Source organism: Microbulbifer mixtoriginis (SeqCode), assembly GCF_052466695.1.
Map to the genome: position 1 here is coordinate 2,991,635 of NZ_CP174285.1, position 20,044 is coordinate 3,011,678.

Here is a 20,044-nt window from a genome sequence, read left to right on the forward strand (position 1 = left end):
CACTGACAAAAAAATTTAAAGTCATCAGGAAACAATGAAGAAGTTACATTCCCTGTTTATTGCCAAACTCATTTCGGCTTCCCTACTAGGTGCTGCTCTATTCGGCACTGCCGGCTGCAGCCAGGAGAGCAGCCCGGAAGAAATACAGCCCGCTGAAAAAATTGCGGAGAAAAAAGCGGTGATCTACCAAGTGCTGCCGCGCTTATTTGGCAACACTAACAGTACCAACAAACCCTGGGGCACACTCGAAGAGAATGGTGTGGGCAAGTTCTCCGACTTTACCCCAAAAGCACTGAATGAAATCCACGCGCTGGGCGCCACCCATATCTGGTACACCGGCGCCCTGCACCACGCGCTCGTTGGCGACTATACGGAATACGGTATCAGTAACGATGATCCAGATGTGGTCAAAGGCCGCGCCGGCTCTCCCTATGCCATCAAGGATTACTACAGCGTAAACCCAGACCTGGCCAATCACCCGGCAGAGCGATTACAGGAATTCCGCGAACTGGTGGAACGCAGCCACGCGGCCGGCCTGAAAGTAATTATCGATATAGTGCCTAACCATGTAGCCCGCGCCTATCATTCTCTCGATAAGCCCCAAGGCGTGCAGGATTTTGGAGCTGGCGACAACACCCAGGTTACCTATGCCCGCAACAACAATTTCTACTATGTGGTGGGCGAAGACTTCCGTGTGCCCGTTGCAGAAGACAGTTATCAGCCTCTCAATGGCGAGGCCAATGATCTTGTCGATGGGCAGTTTATAGAAAGTCCAGCCAAATGGACCGGTAACGGCGCGCGCAGTGCACAACCTGCCATGCACGACTGGTATGAAACCGTCAAAATTAATTTTGGCGTTCGCCCCGATAACAGTAAGAATTTTTCTGAGCTACCCCAGGAATATGCCGAGCGCGACTACCGGGCCCACGCCCAGTTTTGGGCAGACAAGAAAGTCCCGGACACCTGGGAAAAATTCCGCGATATCGCCCACTACTGGCTGGACTTTGGCGTCGATGGATTCCGCTATGATATGGCCGGTATGGTACCGGTAGAATTCTGGAGCTACCTGAATTCCTCCATCAAAATGCGCAACCCCAACACACTGTTACTTGCCGAAATCTATACTCCAGAGCGCTATCGGGATTATCTGCATCTGGGCAAAATGGATTACCTCTACGATAAAGTCGGCACTTACGACGCTATTCGTGCGGTCATGGAGAACAAGGGCAGCACAGATAAAATCGCACAGGTACAGGCAAGCCTGATAGATATTTCCTCTCATATGTTGCGCTTTATGGAGAACCACGACGAGCAGCGCATTGCCAGCCCACAATTTTCTGGCAACCCAGAGGCTGGCAAACCTGCAATGCTGGTATCCGCCGCGCTCTCTCCAGCCCCTACCCTGGTTTACTTTGGCCAGGAGTTAGGAGAGCCCGCCAACAAAGATGCCGGCTTCGGCAAAGCCAGCCGCACCACCATTTTCGACTACTGGTCAGTACCCAGTGTGCGCCGCTGGAATAATGAGGGCGCTTTTGACACTGCTCTGCTGACAAAAGAAGAAAAAGAATTGCGCAGCTTCTACCAGCGCCTGCTCAACTTCTCCAAGCAAAGCTCTGCCTTACGTGGTAACTATTTAGATTTGCATAACTACAATCGCAAGCAAAGTACTGGCTATGGGGAAAAGCAATTTTCCTTTGCGCGCTGGAATAAAACGGAAAAACTCTTGATCGTTGCAAATTTTGATCGAGAGGCCAGCAAATTCGAACTGCTGATCCCCAATGAGCTACTTAAACAGTGGAAACTGAAAGACGGCAGCTATGCATTAGAAGGGCAGATCAGCAATGCGAAGCAACAGCTGGTTATCAAAAATGGCCAAGGCAGAATAACACTTAATCTTCTCCCCTTTGAAGGCCATATCTTCAAGCTTGACAATTGACTAGAAAATACAGTCTTTTATTACAGAAAACCCGGCTCGAAGCCGGGTTTTCTGTATCAATACTAGATAATATTCACTGGGCTACCAGACTATAAATCAAGGTCTGATCATTCATCTGCACCTTATAGTTCCCTGTAACGGAGGTGTAAATATCAGAACCACCCTGCTCCAAAGTTCCATTAGAGTCACTATCACCATAGTTTTCACTCCAATCGCCACTCACATCAAACTTAAAACGCTGCTGGGATTGACCATCGAAGTTAACTGAAATTTCCCAAAGGTTGTCCGCCACTAACTGCATAGCCTCAGCTCCCCAGTTATTTGGCGTTCCACGAAAGTGTAGAGAGGCAAAATTAGAGGCATGGCTGCCGCAATCCACACAAGTCAGGGTATAACTAAGTGTTTTATCATTCACTTCAACAAGATAAGTACCAGCAACATTGGTATAAATATCATCGCCACCCTGTTCCAGAGAACCATCGGCATTGTTGTCCCCGTAATTTTCATCCCAGTTAGTGCTTACATCAAATTTAAAACGCTGGTTGCTACTGCCATCAAATGCCACTGTAGTACGCCAGATATTATCTGCTATCAGAGTCATGGCCTGGGTGCCCCAGCTATTGGGCGTTCCCCGAAAATGCAGTGCCGTGAAGTTCTGTGCATAACCTCCGTTGGGGTCAGTCACAGTAATGGCGGCAGTGGCACTGTCAGTCAGGCCATCGTTATCCGTTACCGTTACGGTTTCTACATAGGTTCCAGCGTTGGCAAAACTCAGGGAAGTACTAGCGTTGCTGCCACCACTACTCCAACTATAAGACACCACACTGCCATCGGTATCGTTAGAAGCGCTGGCATCCAACGTGATACTTTCATGCACCGCAACGGTTACTGCTGAGGGAGTGACAACCGCAACCGGTGCCTGCTGTGAGGAAACTTCAGTTAGGCTATAGCTCAGGCTCTGGTCGTTAACTTCGATTCGGTAATTACCGCTCACAGAGGTATAAATATCTGCACCGGTCTTATCCAAAGTACCATCGGCACCATCATCGCCGTAGTTCTCTGTCCAATCACCATAAATATCCAGCTTAAAGCGCTGGTCCGCCTGACCATCAAAGTTCACAGCTAATTGCCAGGTATTATCACCCACTTGTTCGAATGCTGTACTACCCCAGTTGTTGGCGGTACCGCGAAAGTAAAGGCTGGGGAAGCCAGGTTCTGCGCAATCGCCACAAGGTGTCGCCAATTGCCCACCATGAATTGCCACGGCAGAGTTGGCAGCGACATTAAAAGTGGCATAGCCGCTACTATCTACAGTAATCACCTCGCCACTACACTCGTTATCGCCCGCCAACACATTGCAATAATCCCCTGCAGGCATGCCGGTGTAGAGCGTCTGGTTCAGAGAGCCCTCCTCATTATTGATCACCACAAATCCTTTGTTGCCACGGCCAAAGGCAATCTGGTTGTTGTCATTGTCCCACCAATTATTCATGGCAGTGCCATTGGTATAGTTACGAAAACCTACCATGTTGGCGATATTGCCCCAGCGATGCTGGCAGACCCAGGCACCATTTTGACAGTTATTCGGGCCACTGCTGGGAGGGCCAATGTCGGTATCGGTAAAGTTATACCCGGACATTACCTTGGGGTAGCCATAGGGATGAGCCAGCATAAAGACATTGGCCAGATTGTATTTGGCCCCATCGTGATAAGTCAGATTCCCACCGCCACCATGGCCCCGCTCACGATCGTGATTATCAATAAAATGAACGGCATCACTGGAGGAGAGCAGTCCCCAGCTTTCACCAATAGTGGCAAGATTTTTAATCTGACCGTTAAAATTGCTGGCTACATCAGTGCCATATTTAAATTCAGTAACCCGGCCTAGAAAGGTATAATTGTAAGGCTGGATTTCTGAGGCCTCACCGGCAGCACCAATAACCTCGGAAAAGACCCAGGGGTTGCCAGCTTGATTCACAATTGCCTGTAAATCACCGGGGGACATGTGCTTGACGGCATCAATACGGAAGCCATCAACTCCCATGCCTTTTAATTTACTCAGGTAACCAGCGAGTTTTCCCTGCACATAACTGGAGCCAGTATCCAAATCTGGCAAACCACTCAACCGACAGCTCCACACATGATTGGCATCATTGTAGTTATTAATGGTGCAATCAGAGTGATAGTCGTTATCAGAAAACTCCGGATGGTCCAGCAAGGTCCACTGAGTGCCTCCCCAACCGGTGCCACCACCATTCCAGGCCGCCGTATGGTTAATTACCGCATCGGCGTAGACTTTTACTCCTGCTGCATGACAACGATTGATCATGCTTTGCAGTTCCTGCTCAGTACCGCTGCGACTGGTTAAGTTGGTATAAGTCACTGGCTGATAGCGCGCCCACCAGGTGGACAGGCTGATATGCTCATTGGGTGGAGATATTTGCACCGCATCAAAACCCTTAGGCCCGAGAAAGTTCTCACACTCACTGGCAATATCATTCCAGCTCCACTCGAATAAATGTACAAAAGCGGTACCGGCATTAACGTGGGCACTAGATAGTGTACCAAGTACAAGGCCTGTACTGGCCAGTAGCCTTTTTAGGGGAAATGGACTGTTCATTATTGCTTTCTCTTAGTCATCTTTTCGCTGTTATTTTTTATAAGCCAGGTATCTGAGCCCTCAATCACACAAACAGCGGATCAAGAGGACTAGATTTCCTGAATTTGAATACCAAAGTCACCGATTGAGAAACAGTAAGCTCTGAAGCTGAGAAAGGTTCTTCCAACAAAGGTTAAAGAAGCCAAGGGCACAACAGTCAATATGAGGTTAAAATTGCCAGGCATTCACGGCTAGGCTCAGCAGCCGGATACATCCAAGCGAAAAGCTGGTATCCGTATGAGCAAATGACTGCCAGAGAATGACAGGCAAGGAAATAGATCAACCTAGTTATTGTTGTTATACCTAACTCAAAGAGTGCTTCTAACCTAGCAACTCTGACACAAGTGCCCACCCTCTCTGGGGTGTGACCTATTGCAGAGTAAAGAAATGGTACTAACGCACACATCCCCCTTCAGGGGGGCGTAGTAGTTTTATCTGCAGGGATTTGAACTTAGTGACATGAGAAGCAGTGCGGTGCTCAAAAAAGCAACAGGATTGATTTTTAGTGGCCGCCAGTAAGTTAAGATGAATTAGTGAGGATGGAGAGCTTAAAACCCAGCATTTAAATCAAGTGACTTAAGCTGGTAGAAATCAACTTATGATAAACAAAGCAATTATAGCCCTAATTACACAAGGTTTGTTGTAGTCTCAAGCAGTATAGGGTTCTAACCTACCGCTTGTAGACAGCCCTTAAAATTTTTAATTCTCTTTTTCAAGGCCACCCTTCCTGCTTAATAATAACCATTGCTGTAGCACCTGAATAACTCAGATCCTTTTCACATAAGTGATCAATTTGACCATGATTTTTAGCTCTTTGTGACTGTTATTTCTGGATCAAGCCAGATACAAGAAAAAATAATTGAGGTCAATATCTTAAGCCAACAAGTAATTATTAGGGTAGTGGTCACTATAACTACTACTTCAAATATGAAATTAGTACCAAATTAATATAAGTTACTGATTTAGCTTACTTTTCAGAAAATTGATGTGAAATTGCCCCCGGAATAATAATCAGGATAATAGTGGTCGTGATTATCACTATATAAATCTTAAATTTCATTATGGTTATATTCGCTGTTACAAGAAAAGGCTACTTAGAATTAGAGCCGATAATTAAATCAGCCCTATATCCAGTATGGGTAGGGGGTGATGTGCTGAATGAACAGGAGCTAGATTCGCTACGTTCAAGTAATATTGATCTAACCAACTTCAGTTACACGATTGCCCCTTGCGATGATAGAGCTCTAGATGAGGCATTAATCACGATTGCAGAGCATCATCCGAATGAGCGGGTTTGGCTAGAGTGTTTGCCTAAAATTTAAAAAGCGGTTGAAGTCTCTGCATAATACGAGGCTGGCATAGCTTACGCTATGCTCCAGCCGCCCCTAACCCGAACGCCATAAATCATGAACAGGCTCAGCACACAAGACACATAGAAATCTAACAAGTAATAGTGTAATCATGATCACTAGTTATCTAACAATCATAAGCAGTAGATCACTTATAAAGTCGCACCTCTACTTTAAGGGATATGATGCACGATGAGTAAATTCAAGTCGACTACCATCGCGATTTATGGCGGTGCTTTAGTGTTAGTAATTGGGCTCATTGCATTTGCGCTAAATTGGAATGTCTGGGGCGGCGGTATGCCTGGGTACAAGATATTTCTATTTCCAGGAAACTTGACTCTTGTATATGTTTGGCACCCACTGCTAACTGAGGAAATAGATTTCTGGCCGAAACTCTTTCTCCACTCGCTAGGTCAATTTACAGTAGCATCTGTTATTGTTTGGTTAAATACTGTTACGATAAGAAAACTACTCGCTGTTCGTTCCTTGTAATGTGCAGAAGTAACTTTGATCTTACAGGCCTGTACTCACTACGTTACAGTGGGTGTTTTACTCAAGTAGGGAAACATGAGAAAACTAATCTCCTCAGGTTCTCATCTGGAAGAGCTGGTAGGCTTTTCCAGAGCGTGCCGAGTTGGAAACCTAATTTCTGTTTCTGGTACGGCACCTATCAAGGATGGCCAGACCGCTTACATTGGTGATGTGTATGCTCAAACGAAATACTGTCTGGAGCTTTCGATGAAGGCCATAGTAGAAGCGGGTGGAAAACCGACGGGTATCATCAGAACCCGTATCATGCTTACCGATATATCCCGCTGGGAAGAAGCAGCAAAAGCACATGGAGAGCTATTCTCTACAATAAAGCCTGCGTGCACGTTTGTCTTTATAGATCTGGCATGGCTTGTGGAAACAGACATGGATTGTGTATTGGGCCAGATATAAAAATTCGCTGAAGTACGCTCCACCCGTCACTGAACAAGTTTACGACGCGTTAATATTACCCGAACCGCCACCTTATCCCTGTATTAAGATTTTATATGAACTGGAAGGCACTAATAGAATTCGGAACCCCTAGGCAACCTCATCAGCCGCCAATTATCAACTTGCTGATAGCTTCAGGTATATTTTTAGGGCTAATTCCTTGGCTTGTGCTGGATGGAAAATTCCTCCTAACAAAGGGAAATTTCCGTCCAGAAGAAATTCTTTTAACTGTCAAAGATCAGCCTGTATTTTTTTGGATTCTAGCCTTCTTCGCCTTCATTTGCGGTGTTGTGTGCTTGCTATCTAGCGTTGGAGATTACCAACTGAATGTTCGAGCACAAAAACTTAATAATCGCAGGCAGTAAACTGGAGTTCTTACTGGCTCCTAGAGGACTGCTCAGGCAGCACCAGCGGTGAAAAATCATAATGAGAAATGGAACACTTGTATTAGTTTGTTTGACTCCACTTATGATAGTAGCCTCACATGTATTTTATGAGAAAAATGACTGTATGCCTGCATCAAAAAAGGAAAACATCTATAATCTTTCACTGATAAAAGAAAGCCAAGGAAATTCTCGCGAAGCTTATTACCTGTTCAAAAAATTGATGTATATACTTGTGATAACTACGAGTTGAGAAGCAAAGCTCTCAATAAAGCCAAGTGCCTAAGAAAGTATTTAGACCATAGAACGGCAGCTAGCGATTCAAGTAAACCCACAATGTAGAATAAAGGCACTCACTGCTCTGTATTCTACCTCTATAAATTAATATTAGTCTTCCCATTGTATATAAAAAGGATTTATATCATTGAACATTAACTTACGAGAAATAACAAAAGATAACTGGGTCGATATGATTGACCTTGACATCACAAAAGAGCAGAAAAACTATGTAGCTCTTCCATCAGAAGCTATTGCTGCATCCAAGTTTTATGATCATTATATCAATCGAGGCGTTTATCTTGGAGACAAGCCAATTGGCTTTATCCAATATTATCCAAATCATAGGGATGGCAAACCAAACGAAATCTTTATAGATCAATTATTGATTGATCTCAGCTTACAAGGTCAAGGCTATGGTTCGGAAGCCGTGAAACTTGTGTTAGCTGAAATCAAGCAGCTTAATGGCTTTAATTCTGTATCCATTTGCTACGTTGAAGGACATGACATCATGAAACCTTTTTTCGAGCGTTTTGGATTTAAAGTCGTAGATCAAGATGAGTTCGATGAAACGATTATGGAGCTCCATTATACTTAAGGGCGCTTCTTCGATATATATTTCAGATAGCGGTAGGGTTCATATTTAGCAGGTTAAAACTGTTTAATGATTTTATAAACTGTTAAGGTATGTTGGCCGGCCTAGCAGTGTCGGCTACATATTTTTATTTATGAAATATACGATAAAGCCACTATGTAGAAGACTTCATCTTTAAAATTCTAGTAGTTAGTAGACCATGAATTTAACCAAAAAATGTATCATCACTGATGGCACAGCAACTATCAAAAGAAATTCTTATTGTGTGTGTTATCTTTATTGTTTTAGCAGGATTAATCTTGCTAACTTTATATATCGCTAATATCACGCTGGATCTTGGTCCTGAGTGGGTTGTTCTCTGTGTATCTCCTATATGGCTCTCCGCGTTATTGGTTTAAGGGGACAGCTCTTCCCTGTGCAGAAAAAAATAGACTTTAATAGAGAGATAGTGTTCATGAGAGAACTAATCCCACGGAAATGGAAGCCCATGTGCAGATTAAAATGGGGACTAAAAGATCTATATATTTCAAGCTATATTATGAACACTAAGCACACACCAGCCGCAAAATTTAATACACTCTGTCTCAAAGCAGGATTGCGCGAATATATGTTATTTGAAAGCATGGATGATTCGGCCATAAGAATGAAAGACTATATTTACGAGAATTCCCTCAATAAGAAAAGGCGTAAATAAACCCACATAGAATAACTTATCTGCCCACTAGTTAATCTCTGGAACACCTATAATAAACACCCCCTAGCACGCACAGCATAAGAAAAATACTACCTGCGTAGACCATTACTTCCAGAGGGGTTGGTGTTGCTTCGTAACCAGCTATAGCAAAGAGTAGCTGCCCGGGGATTGAGTCCTCCCTTAATAGTTGGGAGCTATCCCAAAGGGGCTCTTGCCCAGGCAGTAAATTTGCTTGAATAAATAATTGCGCGGCCTGTAGGATCATTCCGGCAGCCAAGATGATGAGTAATATACAGGAAATCCCCAAAGTATATTGGGGTGGCAGGCTACATAAAAAATAATATAGCAATGCACCTAAGCTATAGCCGATACCAGCACCTAGCAATGCACCGATTATTACAGAGGGTAAGAGTGGTCGGTGCAGCCAAAAGGAAGTGAGGTAAACATAAACTTCTGACCCCTCTCGCATAATCGCGAGTGTGACAGCCAGTAGCATAGCGCCCTGTATGATGGATAAATGGTATTGCTGCTTACGCCAGTTAAGTAACAACAAGGTGGTGACTATTATTAATAATATATAGATTATGATTAATATTCCGGCATTCACCAGCTCCTGGCCTGTACCATTTATTGCCTGGGAGACTCGCGCAAGGTTTTCACCATAGACGATTGCAGCCAATCCACCGAGTAATAGCGCGATATAAAACCAGCGAGCGCGAAGATCCAGTATTCGGGTAGTCGCCAATAGCACACTGAGCAGCAGCGCCACTTCCAACACTTCCCGCAGTACTACCATTACAGAGGTTAACAACATAAGCCTTTCGCTACTGTGCGATAATTTTTCCCTGAGCCGTTATGGGATGGAATTCACCAAAAAACAGATATTCTCCCGCGGGCAAAGGGCCAATAAATAGCACTGCCTTGCTATTGCCCATGATCACTTTTTTTCGGTTGAGCTGGTAACTCTCAAATTCTTCTGGAGAGGCATCTCGATTGTAGATCACCAGTTTAATCTCCGTATCAGCGGGTACTATCAGTTCTGAAGGGTTAAAAAGATGGTTGTGGATTTCTAATTTCACAGTGGGTTTATTGGTATCTGGAGCGCAGGCACTGAATAAAATTGAAACCAAGATCCAAATGCCAGCAGCCAAGGCACCACTCTTTTTCTGCTTGTTATAGTTTTTTCTTCGCCCTTGTAAGCAACTAAGCATCCTTGCTCTCCTTTGCTTTTTTAAAACGCACGGTTATTGAAAGCCCATGGCCAAAATGTGACTGGCCGAGTTCGATTGAAGCTCCGTGAAGGCGTGCAATATGCTGCACAATGGAAAGGCCCAATCCGCAACCGGGGGCAGTGCTCTGATGGCGGTCGCCACCCACTCGGTAGAACCGTTCAAAAACCCTAGGGTACTCTTTCTCTGGAATCCCCGGCCCGGAATCCTCCACTTGTAGAAGAATATCCCCTCTGATTAACCGGGTACTCACTTGCACATGACCCTTCTCAGGAGTGTATTTCGCCGCATTGCGCAGGAGATTTTTTAAAAGAATAGTCAGTGCGAAGCGATCGCCACGCAGAAATACCCTACCGCCCAGTAGCTCCACCTGTTGCTTTCTCAGGGCAAAGATCGGGTATTCCTCTGCCAATACCTCTCGGGCCAGGGCATGAAGATTGAGTATTTCAAAGCGCGCCGGGTAGTGTTCGGGTGTAGTGCGGAATAAATCCAGCATTTGCTCTACCAGGTGCGCCATACGCTGAACACTATCTTCCAGCTTGACCAGACTCTGGGGCATTACTGTTTGCCCTGCCCCCTCAAAATCACTCTCCAGATTATGCGCGTGTACCTGTATGGCGGCGATGGGCGTGCGCAGTTCGTGGGCAGCATCGGCGGAAAAACGTCGCTCGCGCTCAAAAGAGGCCTGCAGGCGCGCGAGTAACGCATTAATGGATTGCACCACCGGGAGCAGTTCCTGTGGGGGGCTACCCTCTGACAGTGGTGTCAGGTCTTCGGCGCGTTTGCTATGCAGGTCTTCGGCGAGTTTGCGCAAACTGGAAAGGCCGCGCCCCACTACAAACCAAATCAGCAACCCGGCAATCGGTAGGCCCAACAGTATCGGTAGTACTGCGGCAATCGCCAATTTTTCTGCCAGTTGGTAACGCAGGTCAGATCTCTCCGCAACGATAATCCAGTGGCCATTATCGGGAAAGTATTCTGCGAGACTGCGCCAACGATAGCCCGAGAAATTTATTTCCTTAAAGCCAACGGCAAATTTACTGAGGGGTTGCTTCGGGGCATCGGCGGAGCGCACCAGTAATTTCTTATCCTCCGACCACACCTGCATCACCATAGCCTCGGGCTGGGCCACCACCCGCTCGGCCCCTGTTGCCACCGGCATATCTGCCAATAACCTGGCGGAGGCGCTTAATTGGCGGTCAAACAGACGCTGCGCTTCCGCCATGGTATCGCGGTAGCCGTGCAGCGCCGAGACAAAATTGACCAGCATGATGATGCTGAGCAACGCGATCAGCAGAAAAATACGGATAGATTTCATGCGCCGCCAGCCGCTTCCAGTTTGTAGCCAACGCCGCGAATGGTCTGAATAAACTCTGGATAGATTTTTTTGCGTAAATTGTGGATATGCACATCCACAGTATTGCTGGAAACCTCCTCGCCCCAGCTGTACAGCTTATCTTCCAGCTGTTCGCGACTGAGAATATGGCCCGGGCGCTCGGCCAAGGCGCGCAGCAGGCTGAATTCCCGTCGCGACAGTTTTATTTCCTGCCCAGCCCTGGCCACGGTATGGCTGGATAAATTAATGGCCACATCGCCAATCAGGATTTCCGCACTGAGACCGCTGCCACTGCGCCTTTCCAGAGCACGCAGGCGCGCCAGTAGCTCGTCTACCGCAAAGGGCTTGGTCAGATAGTCATCGGCACCGGCATCCAGGCCCTGCACTTTAGAGGGGAGATCATCGCGGGCGGTGAGAATCAATACCGGCGAGCGAATCGATTTTGCCCGCAACCGTTTCAACACCTCCACACCATCCAGGTCGGGCAGGCCCAGATCGAGAATAATCACATCCGGTATCGCCGCCTGTGCCAGAGCAATGCCCTCACTGCCGCGGGCCGCGTGATCAACGGCATAGCCCCCTCTCTGCAGGGCGGTGACCATCCCCTCGGCCAGGGATTGGTTATCTTCGATCAGCAGGATGCGCATTGGCCTGGGCTCTTCAGCAATGAAAACAGGTAAGGAGAGCGCGGTGCAACGCCCTCCCCCACCGCCAGAGCATAGTGCCTTTGCCGGGGCAGTGGGTGGTGTGGGAGCGGTTGTTGAATTGGTTGTTGAATGAACAGGCCGGCGCGCTCAAAGCGCGCTGGGAGCCGTCTTATCCTGTACTGTTGGCGGAGTTTCCCCGCGGGCAAATTGGCGAACCAGGGGCAGTTTCTTTGCCAGCGCGCTATCTACCAGAGAGGGCAGGAGCGCATTGACCTTGATAAACAGGCGTTCGGGCCAGCCGATAAAGCGTCTGCGGGCGTGTTTACTCTGGAGCAGACGCAGACATTGGGCGGCGACAAATTGTGGCGAGTCGGACTTGTTACCGAGTGCCCGATTCAAGTCGTTGACTGCGTCACTGTTGAGAGGGGTATCCACCGCCCTGGGCGCCAGGTAGTGCACACGTACCTTACTGTCCGCCAACTCCCGGCGCAGGGTCTCGGTAAAGACGTGCAGCCCCGCTTTACTGGCACCATAGGCCCCAAAGCCCGGATGACCGATATGACCAAAGGCCGAGCCGATATTAATAATCGCGGCGCCTTCGCTGCGTTGCAGTATTGGCAGCAGGTCGCGGGTCAGCGCCATGGGCGCGATCAGGTTGGTATACAGCAGCTGACTAAGTTCCACATCGCCGATATCGCTGAGCAGGGAAAAGGACGCGATAGCGGCATTGTTGATCAACACATCCACACCAGCCGGTAATTGCTTGCAGCTGCGCACCAGGTCGGCGCGAGCGGCCCGATCACACAGATCGGCCACGAGTATCTGATGCCTGTCACTGTGAGGTAGCTCCGCTTTTACCCGCTGCAGGCGCGCGGCATTGCGCCCCTGCAGTAGCAGCCGGTGGCCCTGCTCGGCTAGCAGACGACTGATGGCACCACCAATTCCGCCGCTGGCGCCGGTGACCAGCACCGTGAGCGTTTCTTTTGCTGTCATATCAAGCGGCCTCCTGCACGTTAAAGGGGTTGTCCAGTTCGCGGAAAATATCCCCATACAGGCGGCACATAACCCGCGAGCAGTGCAGGATCGCGGCCTGGTCATCGGGATGATTGATACGATTCATCAGCCCCTTGAAGAAGTCCACATGGCCGATATCCAGATCGCCGTGAGAGAGCAGATAACTGAACGCTTTGTTTGGCAGTCCGTGGGTTTTCTGAATCGCGCGCGCGGCTTTAGTGGCCACGGCGGTACTGGTGCCTTCAAGCACATGCACCATGCCGAAAAAACTGAGAGGGTTGCCGCGGGCGATATTGTCATAGGCGTAGGACACCATCAGTTCGGTACTCAGGTTGGGGCGGCCGTTGCGCACCGCTTCCGCATCGCCGCCACAGGCGGCAATATCGTTGAGCACCCATTCCTGGTGACCGGTTTCCTCCTCGATATATTCCGCAACCGCCTCGCGCAACCATTCCTGTTGCTGAGTCAGGCGACTACCACAGGCCATCAGCAGAGGCACCGTGTGCTTGACGTGGTGATAGGCCTGAGTGAGGAAGGCCACATATTCCTGCAAGGCAATCTCACCTCGAGCGGCGCGCTGGATAAAAGGTACCTCCATCAGAGACTGGCGGGCGTCGGCAGTTTGCTGTTCAAGAAGATTGTAAAAACTCATGAGGAAATACCTCCATAAAGGCTATCGATAGAATTTTGGAACTGCGCGGCGATACGATCGCGGCGCGGGCGGCCATTGGCGGTGAGCAGGCCATCGGCAAACGTTAATGGCGCCGGCAGTGCGGTCCAGGTGCGCACCTGGGCGTAATCCGGCAATTTGCGATTCACCGCCTGCAACCAGCTGTCGAGCTGCTCACGGCTGCTGCCGGGGCGTGCAAAAATCAGGGCGGCACAGTGGGGACGAGCGTCGCCGACCACCACGCACTGTTGCACTATCGGCTCCAGCAGTACCTCGCTCTCAATCCACTCCGGCGAGATATTGCGCCCAAAAGCGCTGATCAGGATGTTCTTGCAGCGCCCGGTGATGTGCAGAAACCCTTCTGCGTCTAACTCACCCAAATCACCGGTGGCGAGCCACTGGCTTTCACCACCCTCGGCACTATCCAGGTAACCCAGGTAGCGGGGACCACGCACCATCACCTCGCCATCGCGAATGGCGATATCACAGTGAGACAAGGGCCTCCCCACACTGCCTGGGCGATCGGCGCCGGGCACGTTCAGCGCAACCACCGAGCCACATTCGGACAAGCCGTAGCCTTCATAAACCGGCAGGCCAAGACTGCGCGCCTGCAACAACAGCCGGTCCGAGACCTTACCGCCGCCCACGGCGACAAAGCGCAGTGCGCTCGGCGGCTGCCAGCCGTTGCGCTCACTGTGTTCCAGCAGCGCTTTCAGCATCTGCGGCAGTAGGATCACGCTGTGGGGACGATACTCATCAATACAGCTCGCCAGCTGGGCTACATCCAGCCCCGAGCTGCCACTGAGGCCCAGACGCGCCGTAGTCGGCACCACCACCTCACCACCACGCAGCCAGCTACTGTAAGCCCCGGCCACGTTCTCCAGCAGAGTGGCCAGAGGCAGCAGGCACAGGTGCACACGGTTGCCCTGAGGATGCAGTTGCCGTGCCAGTACATTGGCTGTGGTGAACTGGGTTCGGGCTGACAAACAGACACCGCGCGGCGTGCCGGTAGAGCCAGAGGTGAAAGTAATTTTGGCGGTGTGTTCCGGCAGCGCCGATGTCGCTTCCGCATGGATATCGATCAGGGCCATACCGGCCAACTCAGCCCGCGCCTGCCCCACCATTTCGAGCGCGGTAAAGCGTTCGCAGCTATCGCTCAACAGGGCCTGCATGCCACTCACGCTCAGGGTATGTGTCAGCTGCTGCTGGGAAAAGAAAACTGGCAGCGGCACTAAAGTGATCTGCGCTATCTGGCAGGCCAGATCCACCAACAACCAATTGGGACCATTGTCGGCGTAGAGCCCCAGCACGCGGATATCGCGCGCCTGCAGCTCCTCGGCGATTTCCTCGGCGGCCGCCAGCAGCTGCCCATAGCTGAATGTGCACTCCTCGCCCCGCAGCGCCAGCTGTTCGGGGTGATTCACAGCCTGCTGGCGAATTTGATCTATCAGTTGCATAGATTGGCACCTCCCGCCGAGGTTGTGAGCACAGGCGACATGGCCTGTGCCGAAGGGCGACAGGCCAGCAGAGTCTCGCGGGTACGAGGATTTGCCAGCAGGGCGCGGTGCTCGGCGACCATATCGATGGCGGTCACCGCCGGAGCCGACTCGTAATAACGACCCCACTCGTCCAGGTTATCCCCCAAACGCCGGCCGTCTGCTTCACATAAAACCGTCTGCCGACCCACTAATTTCTGCAATAGGCCACGCACTTCCGCAGTGGCGGTATAAATGGCCCAATGCACACCGGCGGCGGCAAATAATTCAAACAACATTAGGAACAGCATCTGGCTGCCACCGCGGCTGGTGGAGATCAAATTGCCGATTTCGACAATCTCCGTGCGTTTTACCGAGCCCCCACTGAAGGCGGCAATCTCCTGTTCCACCGGATGGTCGAGATACTGTTCTAGGAATAGAGATCCGCTATCGGCGCGGCGTAGCCCGAGGGCACTACTGAACGCGCTCTCCTGCCAGGCGGATAACAATAGCGGGGCAAACTGGTTCACCTGCGCACCATAGGTATCGGCAAACTTCTGCGCGATAAATCCCTGCACCCGGCTGTGGCCTGCCTGCCCTATACGGGTCAGATCGAAATCCAGTTTGCGCCGCCGCAGCCTGCGCTTGGGCAACGCACTCTGGTCCAGGTATTGATAATGTCTTTGTAGCGCCATTGAAAACCCTCTTTGGGAGTGTCACGGCGAGAGTCTACGGAGACAAAATTAAGGCAAACTTAAGAAACGCTGGAAAAACTCGCCATGTATCCCTCCCCCAGTCAGTGCTTGCCAAACCGGCGGCAGGTCTTGATCTGGCTCAATACGGACTTTCTCCTTTACTTCATCATGCGCCGCTAGCAAGGCCTATCTGGCGCGCTTTTCCTCGTATTGAGACGACAAATTCCCCGCGCCAGAGCCTCTCCGTGATAACTTAGACCCAGGAGTCAACTGCATAAGGCAGGGACCAGAAAGACCCATTGATCTGGAGGAAAGATGGAGCAGCAAAACACCGTATTCGTGGTCGTGGACCCCAACGATGACAGACATGTGGCCCTGGAACGCGCCCTGACCACTTCCCGCGGGCGCAAGCCCCAGCCGCGTTTGGCAGTGTTTGTCGCGGTGGATGGCGAAGCAGTAGATACCCGCGCGGTGAACGACCACCTATTCCGCGATGAATCCTGGTTCCGCGAGCAGATCCGCGAACCTATCTCCGAGGCCGGTCTCTCCTGCGAGATTACTGTGTGTTGGTCCAGCGACTGGCAGGCGGCCATTGTGCAGGAGGCCAAGCGCTGCGATGCGGAAATGATCTACCTGCCAGTGCACAAGAAGTCCAGCCGCCGCTTTACCTTCGCTGAATCCAAATGGCGGGTGCTGAAAACCGCACGCTGCCCGGTGGTACTGATTCGCCCCGGCGCCAAGGCCGAGCGCAAAGTGGTGCTGGCCACCGTCAACTATCAGGCGAAGACCCTGGAACAGCGCCAGCTAAACCGCCAGATCAGTGAGCGCGCCACCTATATTGCCGGCCATTACGGCGCCGAGCTGCACCTGGTAAATGCCTATCTGGACTCCATGCGCTACCCAGATCGCGGCGCCCTGGCCAAGCTCGCCGATAAAACCGGCGTACCCACGCACCGCATTCATGTGAAGCAGGGCTATACCAGCGATGTAGTGGAAGCGGTGGCTAAGGAAGTTGATGCGGATCTGGTGGTAATGGGCACTCTCAACCAGTTCGGTGAAACCGGCTCGCTGTTGCGCGGCAATACCGCCGAGCGGGTGATCGGCCAGTTGGACGTGGATGTGATGGTGTGCAACCAATTCACCAACACGGAAGTGTAAATCCCGTTCGAAACTTCTGCGAAAGCCCGGCAATCATTTGCTGGGCTTTTTCTTTCTTGGGCCGGTTAAAAACCAGGACTACTCTGATTTAGCTGAAAGCAGCAACAGATCCCCACCGGTATTAAAAGTCACACTACCACCCTCAACTTTTGCATGCTCACCGGAATAGTAATCTGTTAACACCGTACCATCGGTAAACACACCTTTTACAGAAATGCGTTTCTCCCCACGGGGCAGCTCCATTGCCACCACCACCGGCTGCTCCCCGGCTAAAGTGCGTGCAAAGGTGTAGGGGTTATCGGCGAGTTTCTTGTGCACACCAGCGCCCAGGGCGGGGTGTGCTCGGCGGAACTGACCGAGCTTCTGCCAATGGGTGAGCAGTGCACGAGTTTCAGCTTTTTTCAGATCACCCCAATTCATGGGGCTGCGCATGGCCGCATCGCCAAAAGCGCGAGCATCGGTCATGGGGCGCGCCAGCTCATCGCCGTAATAAATTTGCACCGCCCCCGGTGCCAGCATCAGTTTACTGGCGGCAATTCGGGTCTGTTGGCGCTCGCGATCGAAGGAGTGGTGGTCGTCATGAGAGCCCAGATAATTGAGCACCCCCAAGCCCTTTAACGCACCAGAATTCAATGCGCTGGAATAACTGGAGAAAATTTTCTCCGCGGGCTCGCCGGCCACCTGGGCAAAATCGAAGTTGATCAGACTATCGAAACCATACTGGTAAAAATCCACTTGTTGATCGCTGTAATCGTAAACACGACCAACGGTGGGACCATAGTTATTCACACCAAAGTGATAAACCTCACCCAGCATAAAGAAATCGCGATCATCGAGTTTTTGCTGTGGATGTTTTGCTTTCCACTCAGCCAGAGCCAGATCCGCCTCTTTTTTCAGAATTGCCCAAGCTTCGGGCTCGACATGTTTTACCGTGTCCACACGAAAGCCATCCACACCGTATTCCCGCACCCAATCGGTCAGCCACTTGATCAGATAGTACTTGGGCGCGCGCGGATAGCCGGTGCGCTCGAAAAATGCATCCAGCTCACTCAGTTCCTGTTGCAAGCGGCCCTCTCGCTGCCACTTATCCACAAGCTGCGGCGGCAGCGCCACGGGCTTATCGCTCTCGGTGAGGATATCGGTGAGGTTGGCGTGGATCGCGCACTCCACATTGCCGGCGTAATCAGACCAATCGCACTGCGTGCCTTTGCGCAACCAGCTAGCGGGCCACTCCGGGTCCTTTGCGGTTATCGGGCCGGTGTGGTTGAGAATCACATCAAGTAACACACGAATACCGCGCTTATGCGCGACCTCTATCAGCTCCGCTAACTCGGCCTCAGTGCCAAGGTTGGCATCCACTGCGGTCCAGTCTTTGGGCCAGTAGCCGTGGAAGGCATAGGTGCGCTTGTCAGAGTCATTGTGACCGTGGATATTCTCAATGACCGGAGACATCCAGATAGCATCTACCCCCAGATCGTTGAAATAGCCCGCCTTAATTTTTTCGATCACCCCGCGCAGATCGCCACCGGCGAATCCGCGCAGATGGGCCCCGTCATCCTTGCGCCCGTAGGGAAAGTCATTGCCCTTATCGCCGTTATAAAAGCGGTCCGGCAACATAAAATAGATGGTAGCGTTACGCCAAAAGGGATCAATTGGCCCCTCGGCCGCCGCTGCCTGAACAGCTCCCAGAAACAGACCTATTAATAAGCTGGTAAATTTAACCATTGCTCTCTCACTTATTCGCCGCGCACATTTTCACCAGCCAACTCTAATCGGCAATGGGATTCCTACATCCTCCCAAGTGGGGGCGTAGCCAGTACTTGTTTTCGTCACTTTCGCAAACAGCAGACGCACAGGATTTTCGCAATAGGCAAAAAGCGAAGCAAATCCCCTTTGCGACCGGCTTCGGCGGAGAGTAAGGTAAAACCCAGACACCACGGAGAAACCGAAGGGCTTTGCCGTGGTCAAAGGGGCACATTCTGATAGCAGCAAAAGGAGGCAGGGAATGTCGGAACAACAGTCTAGGCATGGGTGGATCATCGGAATTATTGTGGTGATCGTCGTCGCCGCGGCAGCCTATTGGCTGTGGACTGGCGAGGAAAAAAAGAAAGAAGTTCCCCCTACCAAAATTATTGAAGAACCCCAAAGCACCCCGGAGCCAGAAACTCTGGAGCAACCCCAGGAACAGGCCACCACGCCTGAACCTCAGGAACCCGCTCCGGTGGAAGAGCCCAGCAGGGAACCACCGCCTCCACTCAATGAGAGCGACAAGGCCGCTTATGACGACCTGATGAGCCTAGCCCCAGACAACGCCCTGTCGCGCTGGTTGGTAAACGATGAGGTGATTCGCAAATGGGTGGCTGCGGTCAACTCCGGTGCACGAGGAAACCTGATCCACAAGCACCGCCCACTGAAAACCATACGCGGCCCTATTGTTGTTACCGGCTCCTCGATAGAGGGCTACCAATTGTCGCCGGACAATTACCGTCGCTACGATAAGCCTGTGCGCCTGTTCGCCTCAATGGATACCGATACCGCAGTGGGCCTTTACCAGTACTGGTATCCGCGCTTGGCGCAGGCCTACGGTGAGTTGGGCATGCGCAATAAAACCTTTCACCAGGTGGTGATTGAAGCCATCGATAAGGTACTGGCAGCCCCTGAAGTTGAAGGTCCTATCAAGCTGGTGCGTCCATCGGTCTACTTTAAGTTTGCCGACCCCAAGCTTGAGAAACTGCCCGGTGTACAAAAATTGATGATTCGCATGGGCCCGGATAATGCCGCGCGGGTGAAGGAAAAGCTCAAGGAACTGAAGCAAAAACTGGAGGCCATGCCGGTTCAGCAGCCAGAACAGTCCCAATAATCCTTCAAAGATCACCGGGCCTTTACAGAGAAGGGCTCGGTGATACCGACTCTTCCACTTCGTCGTTTATACCCCCACACAGATCAA

17 protein-coding genes are annotated in these 20,044 nt (G+C 50.7%); 7 read left to right on the forward strand and 10 right to left on the reverse strand.

The genetic code is table 11. The features are described 5' to 3' along the window. The first annotated feature begins 34 nt into the window (after positions 1-34). Entirely contained in the window at positions 35-1,936 is a 1,902-nt protein-coding gene (locus tag ACJJI0_RS12980) for an alpha-amylase family protein (RefSeq protein WP_444882914.1), read from the forward strand. 73 nt (positions 1,937-2,009) lie between these two features. Here the strand turns inward: ACJJI0_RS12980 and ACJJI0_RS12985 are convergent, their stop codons facing one another. Then, positions 2,010-4,556 carry an alpha amylase C-terminal domain-containing protein gene (locus ACJJI0_RS12985; RefSeq protein WP_444882915.1) on the reverse strand — a complete coding sequence of 849 codons (2,547 nt, stop codon included), beginning with the start codon at positions 4,554-4,556 and terminating at the stop codon, positions 2,010-2,012. A 1,580-nt stretch (positions 4,557-6,136) separates the two neighbouring features. On the opposite strand from ACJJI0_RS12985, the gene ACJJI0_RS12990 reads away from it, so the two are divergent. The 4 genes from ACJJI0_RS12990 (at position 6,137) to ACJJI0_RS13005 (ending at position 8,182) form a co-directional block, all read left to right on the forward strand. Then, positions 6,137-6,436: a hypothetical protein gene (locus ACJJI0_RS12990; protein ID WP_444882916.1), complete on the forward strand. Its 300-nt coding sequence runs from the start codon at positions 6,137-6,139 to the stop codon at positions 6,434-6,436. Positions 6,437-6,511: 75 nt separating this feature from the next. Then, positions 6,512-6,886 (forward strand): Rid family hydrolase, encoded by a 375-nt coding sequence (locus tag ACJJI0_RS12995; RefSeq protein ID WP_444882917.1) that lies wholly within the window; start codon positions 6,512-6,514, stop codon positions 6,884-6,886. Positions 6,887-6,981: 95 nt separating this feature from the next. Then, entirely contained in the window at positions 6,982-7,290 is a 309-nt protein-coding gene (locus tag ACJJI0_RS13000) for a hypothetical protein (RefSeq protein WP_444882918.1), read from the forward strand. 442 nt (positions 7,291-7,732) lie between these two features. Then, a complete protein-coding gene (locus ACJJI0_RS13005; protein WP_444882919.1) occupies positions 7,733-8,182 on the forward strand; it encodes a GNAT family N-acetyltransferase in 450 nt (149 codons plus the stop codon). 722 nt (positions 8,183-8,904) lie between these two features. Here ACJJI0_RS13005 and ACJJI0_RS13010 read toward each other — a convergent pair. The 8 genes from ACJJI0_RS13010 to ACJJI0_RS13045 form a co-directional block, all read right to left on the reverse strand. Continuing rightward, positions 8,905-9,687: an FTR1 family protein gene (locus ACJJI0_RS13010; RefSeq protein WP_444882920.1), complete on the reverse strand. Its 783-nt coding sequence runs from the start codon at positions 9,685-9,687 to the stop codon at positions 8,905-8,907. Between the two features lie 10 nt (positions 9,688-9,697). Further along, complete coding sequence (locus ACJJI0_RS13015) at positions 9,698-10,084, reverse strand: cupredoxin domain-containing protein (protein WP_444882921.1); 387 nt, start codon at positions 10,082-10,084, stop codon at positions 9,698-9,700. Further along, positions 10,077-11,420, reverse strand: coding sequence for an ATP-binding protein (locus ACJJI0_RS13020; RefSeq protein WP_444882922.1), 1,344 nt, complete (start codon positions 11,418-11,420; stop codon positions 10,077-10,079). The genes ACJJI0_RS13015 and ACJJI0_RS13020 overlap by 8 nt, the downstream gene beginning before the upstream one ends. Further along, positions 11,417-12,085, reverse strand: coding sequence for a response regulator (locus ACJJI0_RS13025; RefSeq protein WP_444882923.1), 669 nt, complete (start codon positions 12,083-12,085; stop codon positions 11,417-11,419). Before ACJJI0_RS13025 ends, ACJJI0_RS13020 begins: the two co-directional genes overlap by 4 nt. Before the next feature lie 147 nt (positions 12,086-12,232). Continuing rightward, positions 12,233-13,078, reverse strand: coding sequence for an SDR family oxidoreductase (locus ACJJI0_RS13030; protein ID WP_444882924.1), 846 nt, complete (start codon positions 13,076-13,078; stop codon positions 12,233-12,235). 1 nt (position 13,079) lies between these two features. Further along, positions 13,080-13,751: an iron-containing redox enzyme family protein gene (locus tag ACJJI0_RS13035; RefSeq protein WP_444882925.1), complete on the reverse strand. Its 672-nt coding sequence runs from the start codon at positions 13,749-13,751 to the stop codon at positions 13,080-13,082. Next, positions 13,748-15,226 carry an AMP-binding protein gene (locus ACJJI0_RS13040; protein WP_444882926.1) on the reverse strand — a complete coding sequence of 493 codons (1,479 nt, stop codon included), beginning with the start codon at positions 15,224-15,226 and terminating at the stop codon, positions 13,748-13,750. The genes ACJJI0_RS13035 and ACJJI0_RS13040 overlap by 4 nt, the downstream gene beginning before the upstream one ends. Continuing rightward, the gene (locus ACJJI0_RS13045; protein ID WP_444882927.1) at positions 15,217-15,939 is read right to left on the reverse strand and encodes a thermostable hemolysin; all 723 of its coding nucleotides are present in this window, start codon (positions 15,937-15,939) and stop codon (positions 15,217-15,219) included. The genes ACJJI0_RS13040 and ACJJI0_RS13045 overlap by 10 nt, the downstream gene beginning before the upstream one ends. 315 nt (positions 15,940-16,254) lie before the next feature. Between ACJJI0_RS13045 and ACJJI0_RS13050 the strand changes: the two genes are divergently transcribed. After that, a complete protein-coding gene (locus ACJJI0_RS13050; protein WP_252083498.1) occupies positions 16,255-17,097 on the forward strand; it encodes a universal stress protein in 843 nt (280 codons plus the stop codon). A 78-nt stretch (positions 17,098-17,175) separates the two neighbouring features. On the opposite strand, the gene ACJJI0_RS13055 is transcribed toward ACJJI0_RS13050, so the two are convergent. Continuing rightward, entirely contained in the window at positions 17,176-18,822 is a 1,647-nt protein-coding gene (locus ACJJI0_RS13055) for an alpha-amylase family glycosyl hydrolase (RefSeq protein WP_444882928.1), read from the reverse strand. 280 nt (positions 18,823-19,102) lie between these two features. On the opposite strand from ACJJI0_RS13055, the gene ACJJI0_RS13060 reads away from it, so the two are divergent. Further along, on the forward strand, positions 19,103-19,957 hold the full coding sequence (locus ACJJI0_RS13060; protein ID WP_444882929.1) for a DUF3014 domain-containing protein: 855 nt from the start codon (positions 19,103-19,105) through the stop codon (positions 19,955-19,957). Positions 19,958-20,044: the final 87 nt, after the last annotated feature.

What these genes read in the sequence shown, in the direction of transcription:
- ACJJI0_RS13050 (WP_252083498.1), top strand. Translation starts at nt 16,255, where the DNA reads ATGGAGCAGCAAAACACCGTATTCGTGGTCGTGGACCCCAACGATGAC.
- ACJJI0_RS13040 (WP_444882926.1), bottom strand. Translation starts at nt 15,226, where the DNA reads ATGCAACTGATAGATCAAATTCGCCAGCAGGCTGTGAATCACCCCGAA.
- ACJJI0_RS12990 (WP_444882916.1), top strand. Translation starts at nt 6,137, where the DNA reads ATGAGTAAATTCAAGTCGACTACCATCGCGATTTATGGCGGTGCTTTA.
- ACJJI0_RS13055 (WP_444882928.1), bottom strand. Translation starts at nt 18,822, where the DNA reads ATGGTTAAATTTACCAGCTTATTAATAGGTCTGTTTCTGGGAGCTGTT.
- ACJJI0_RS13000 (WP_444882918.1), top strand. Translation starts at nt 6,982, where the DNA reads ATGAACTGGAAGGCACTAATAGAATTCGGAACCCCTAGGCAACCTCAT.
- ACJJI0_RS13025 (WP_444882923.1), bottom strand. Translation starts at nt 12,085, where the DNA reads ATGCGCATCCTGCTGATCGAAGATAACCAATCCCTGGCCGAGGGGATG.
- ACJJI0_RS13015 (WP_444882921.1), bottom strand. Translation starts at nt 10,084, where the DNA reads ATGCTTAGTTGCTTACAAGGGCGAAGAAAAAACTATAACAAGCAGAAA.
- ACJJI0_RS12995 (WP_444882917.1), top strand. Translation starts at nt 6,512, where the DNA reads ATGAGAAAACTAATCTCCTCAGGTTCTCATCTGGAAGAGCTGGTAGGC.
- ACJJI0_RS12980 (WP_444882914.1), top strand. Translation starts at nt 35, where the DNA reads ATGAAGAAGTTACATTCCCTGTTTATTGCCAAACTCATTTCGGCTTCC.
- ACJJI0_RS13060 (WP_444882929.1), top strand. Translation starts at nt 19,103, where the DNA reads ATGTCGGAACAACAGTCTAGGCATGGGTGGATCATCGGAATTATTGTG.
- ACJJI0_RS13020 (WP_444882922.1), bottom strand. Translation starts at nt 11,420, where the DNA reads ATGAAATCTATCCGTATTTTTCTGCTGATCGCGTTGCTCAGCATCATC.
- ACJJI0_RS12985 (WP_444882915.1), bottom strand. Translation starts at nt 4,556, where the DNA reads ATGAACAGTCCATTTCCCCTAAAAAGGCTACTGGCCAGTACAGGCCTT.
- ACJJI0_RS13010 (WP_444882920.1), bottom strand. Translation starts at nt 9,687, where the DNA reads ATGTTGTTAACCTCTGTAATGGTAGTACTGCGGGAAGTGTTGGAAGTG.
- ACJJI0_RS13035 (WP_444882925.1), bottom strand. Translation starts at nt 13,751, where the DNA reads ATGAGTTTTTACAATCTTCTTGAACAGCAAACTGCCGACGCCCGCCAG.
- ACJJI0_RS13030 (WP_444882924.1), bottom strand. Translation starts at nt 13,078, where the DNA reads ATGACAGCAAAAGAAACGCTCACGGTGCTGGTCACCGGCGCCAGCGGC.
- ACJJI0_RS13045 (WP_444882927.1), bottom strand. Translation starts at nt 15,939, where the DNA reads ATGGCGCTACAAAGACATTATCAATACCTGGACCAGAGTGCGTTGCCC.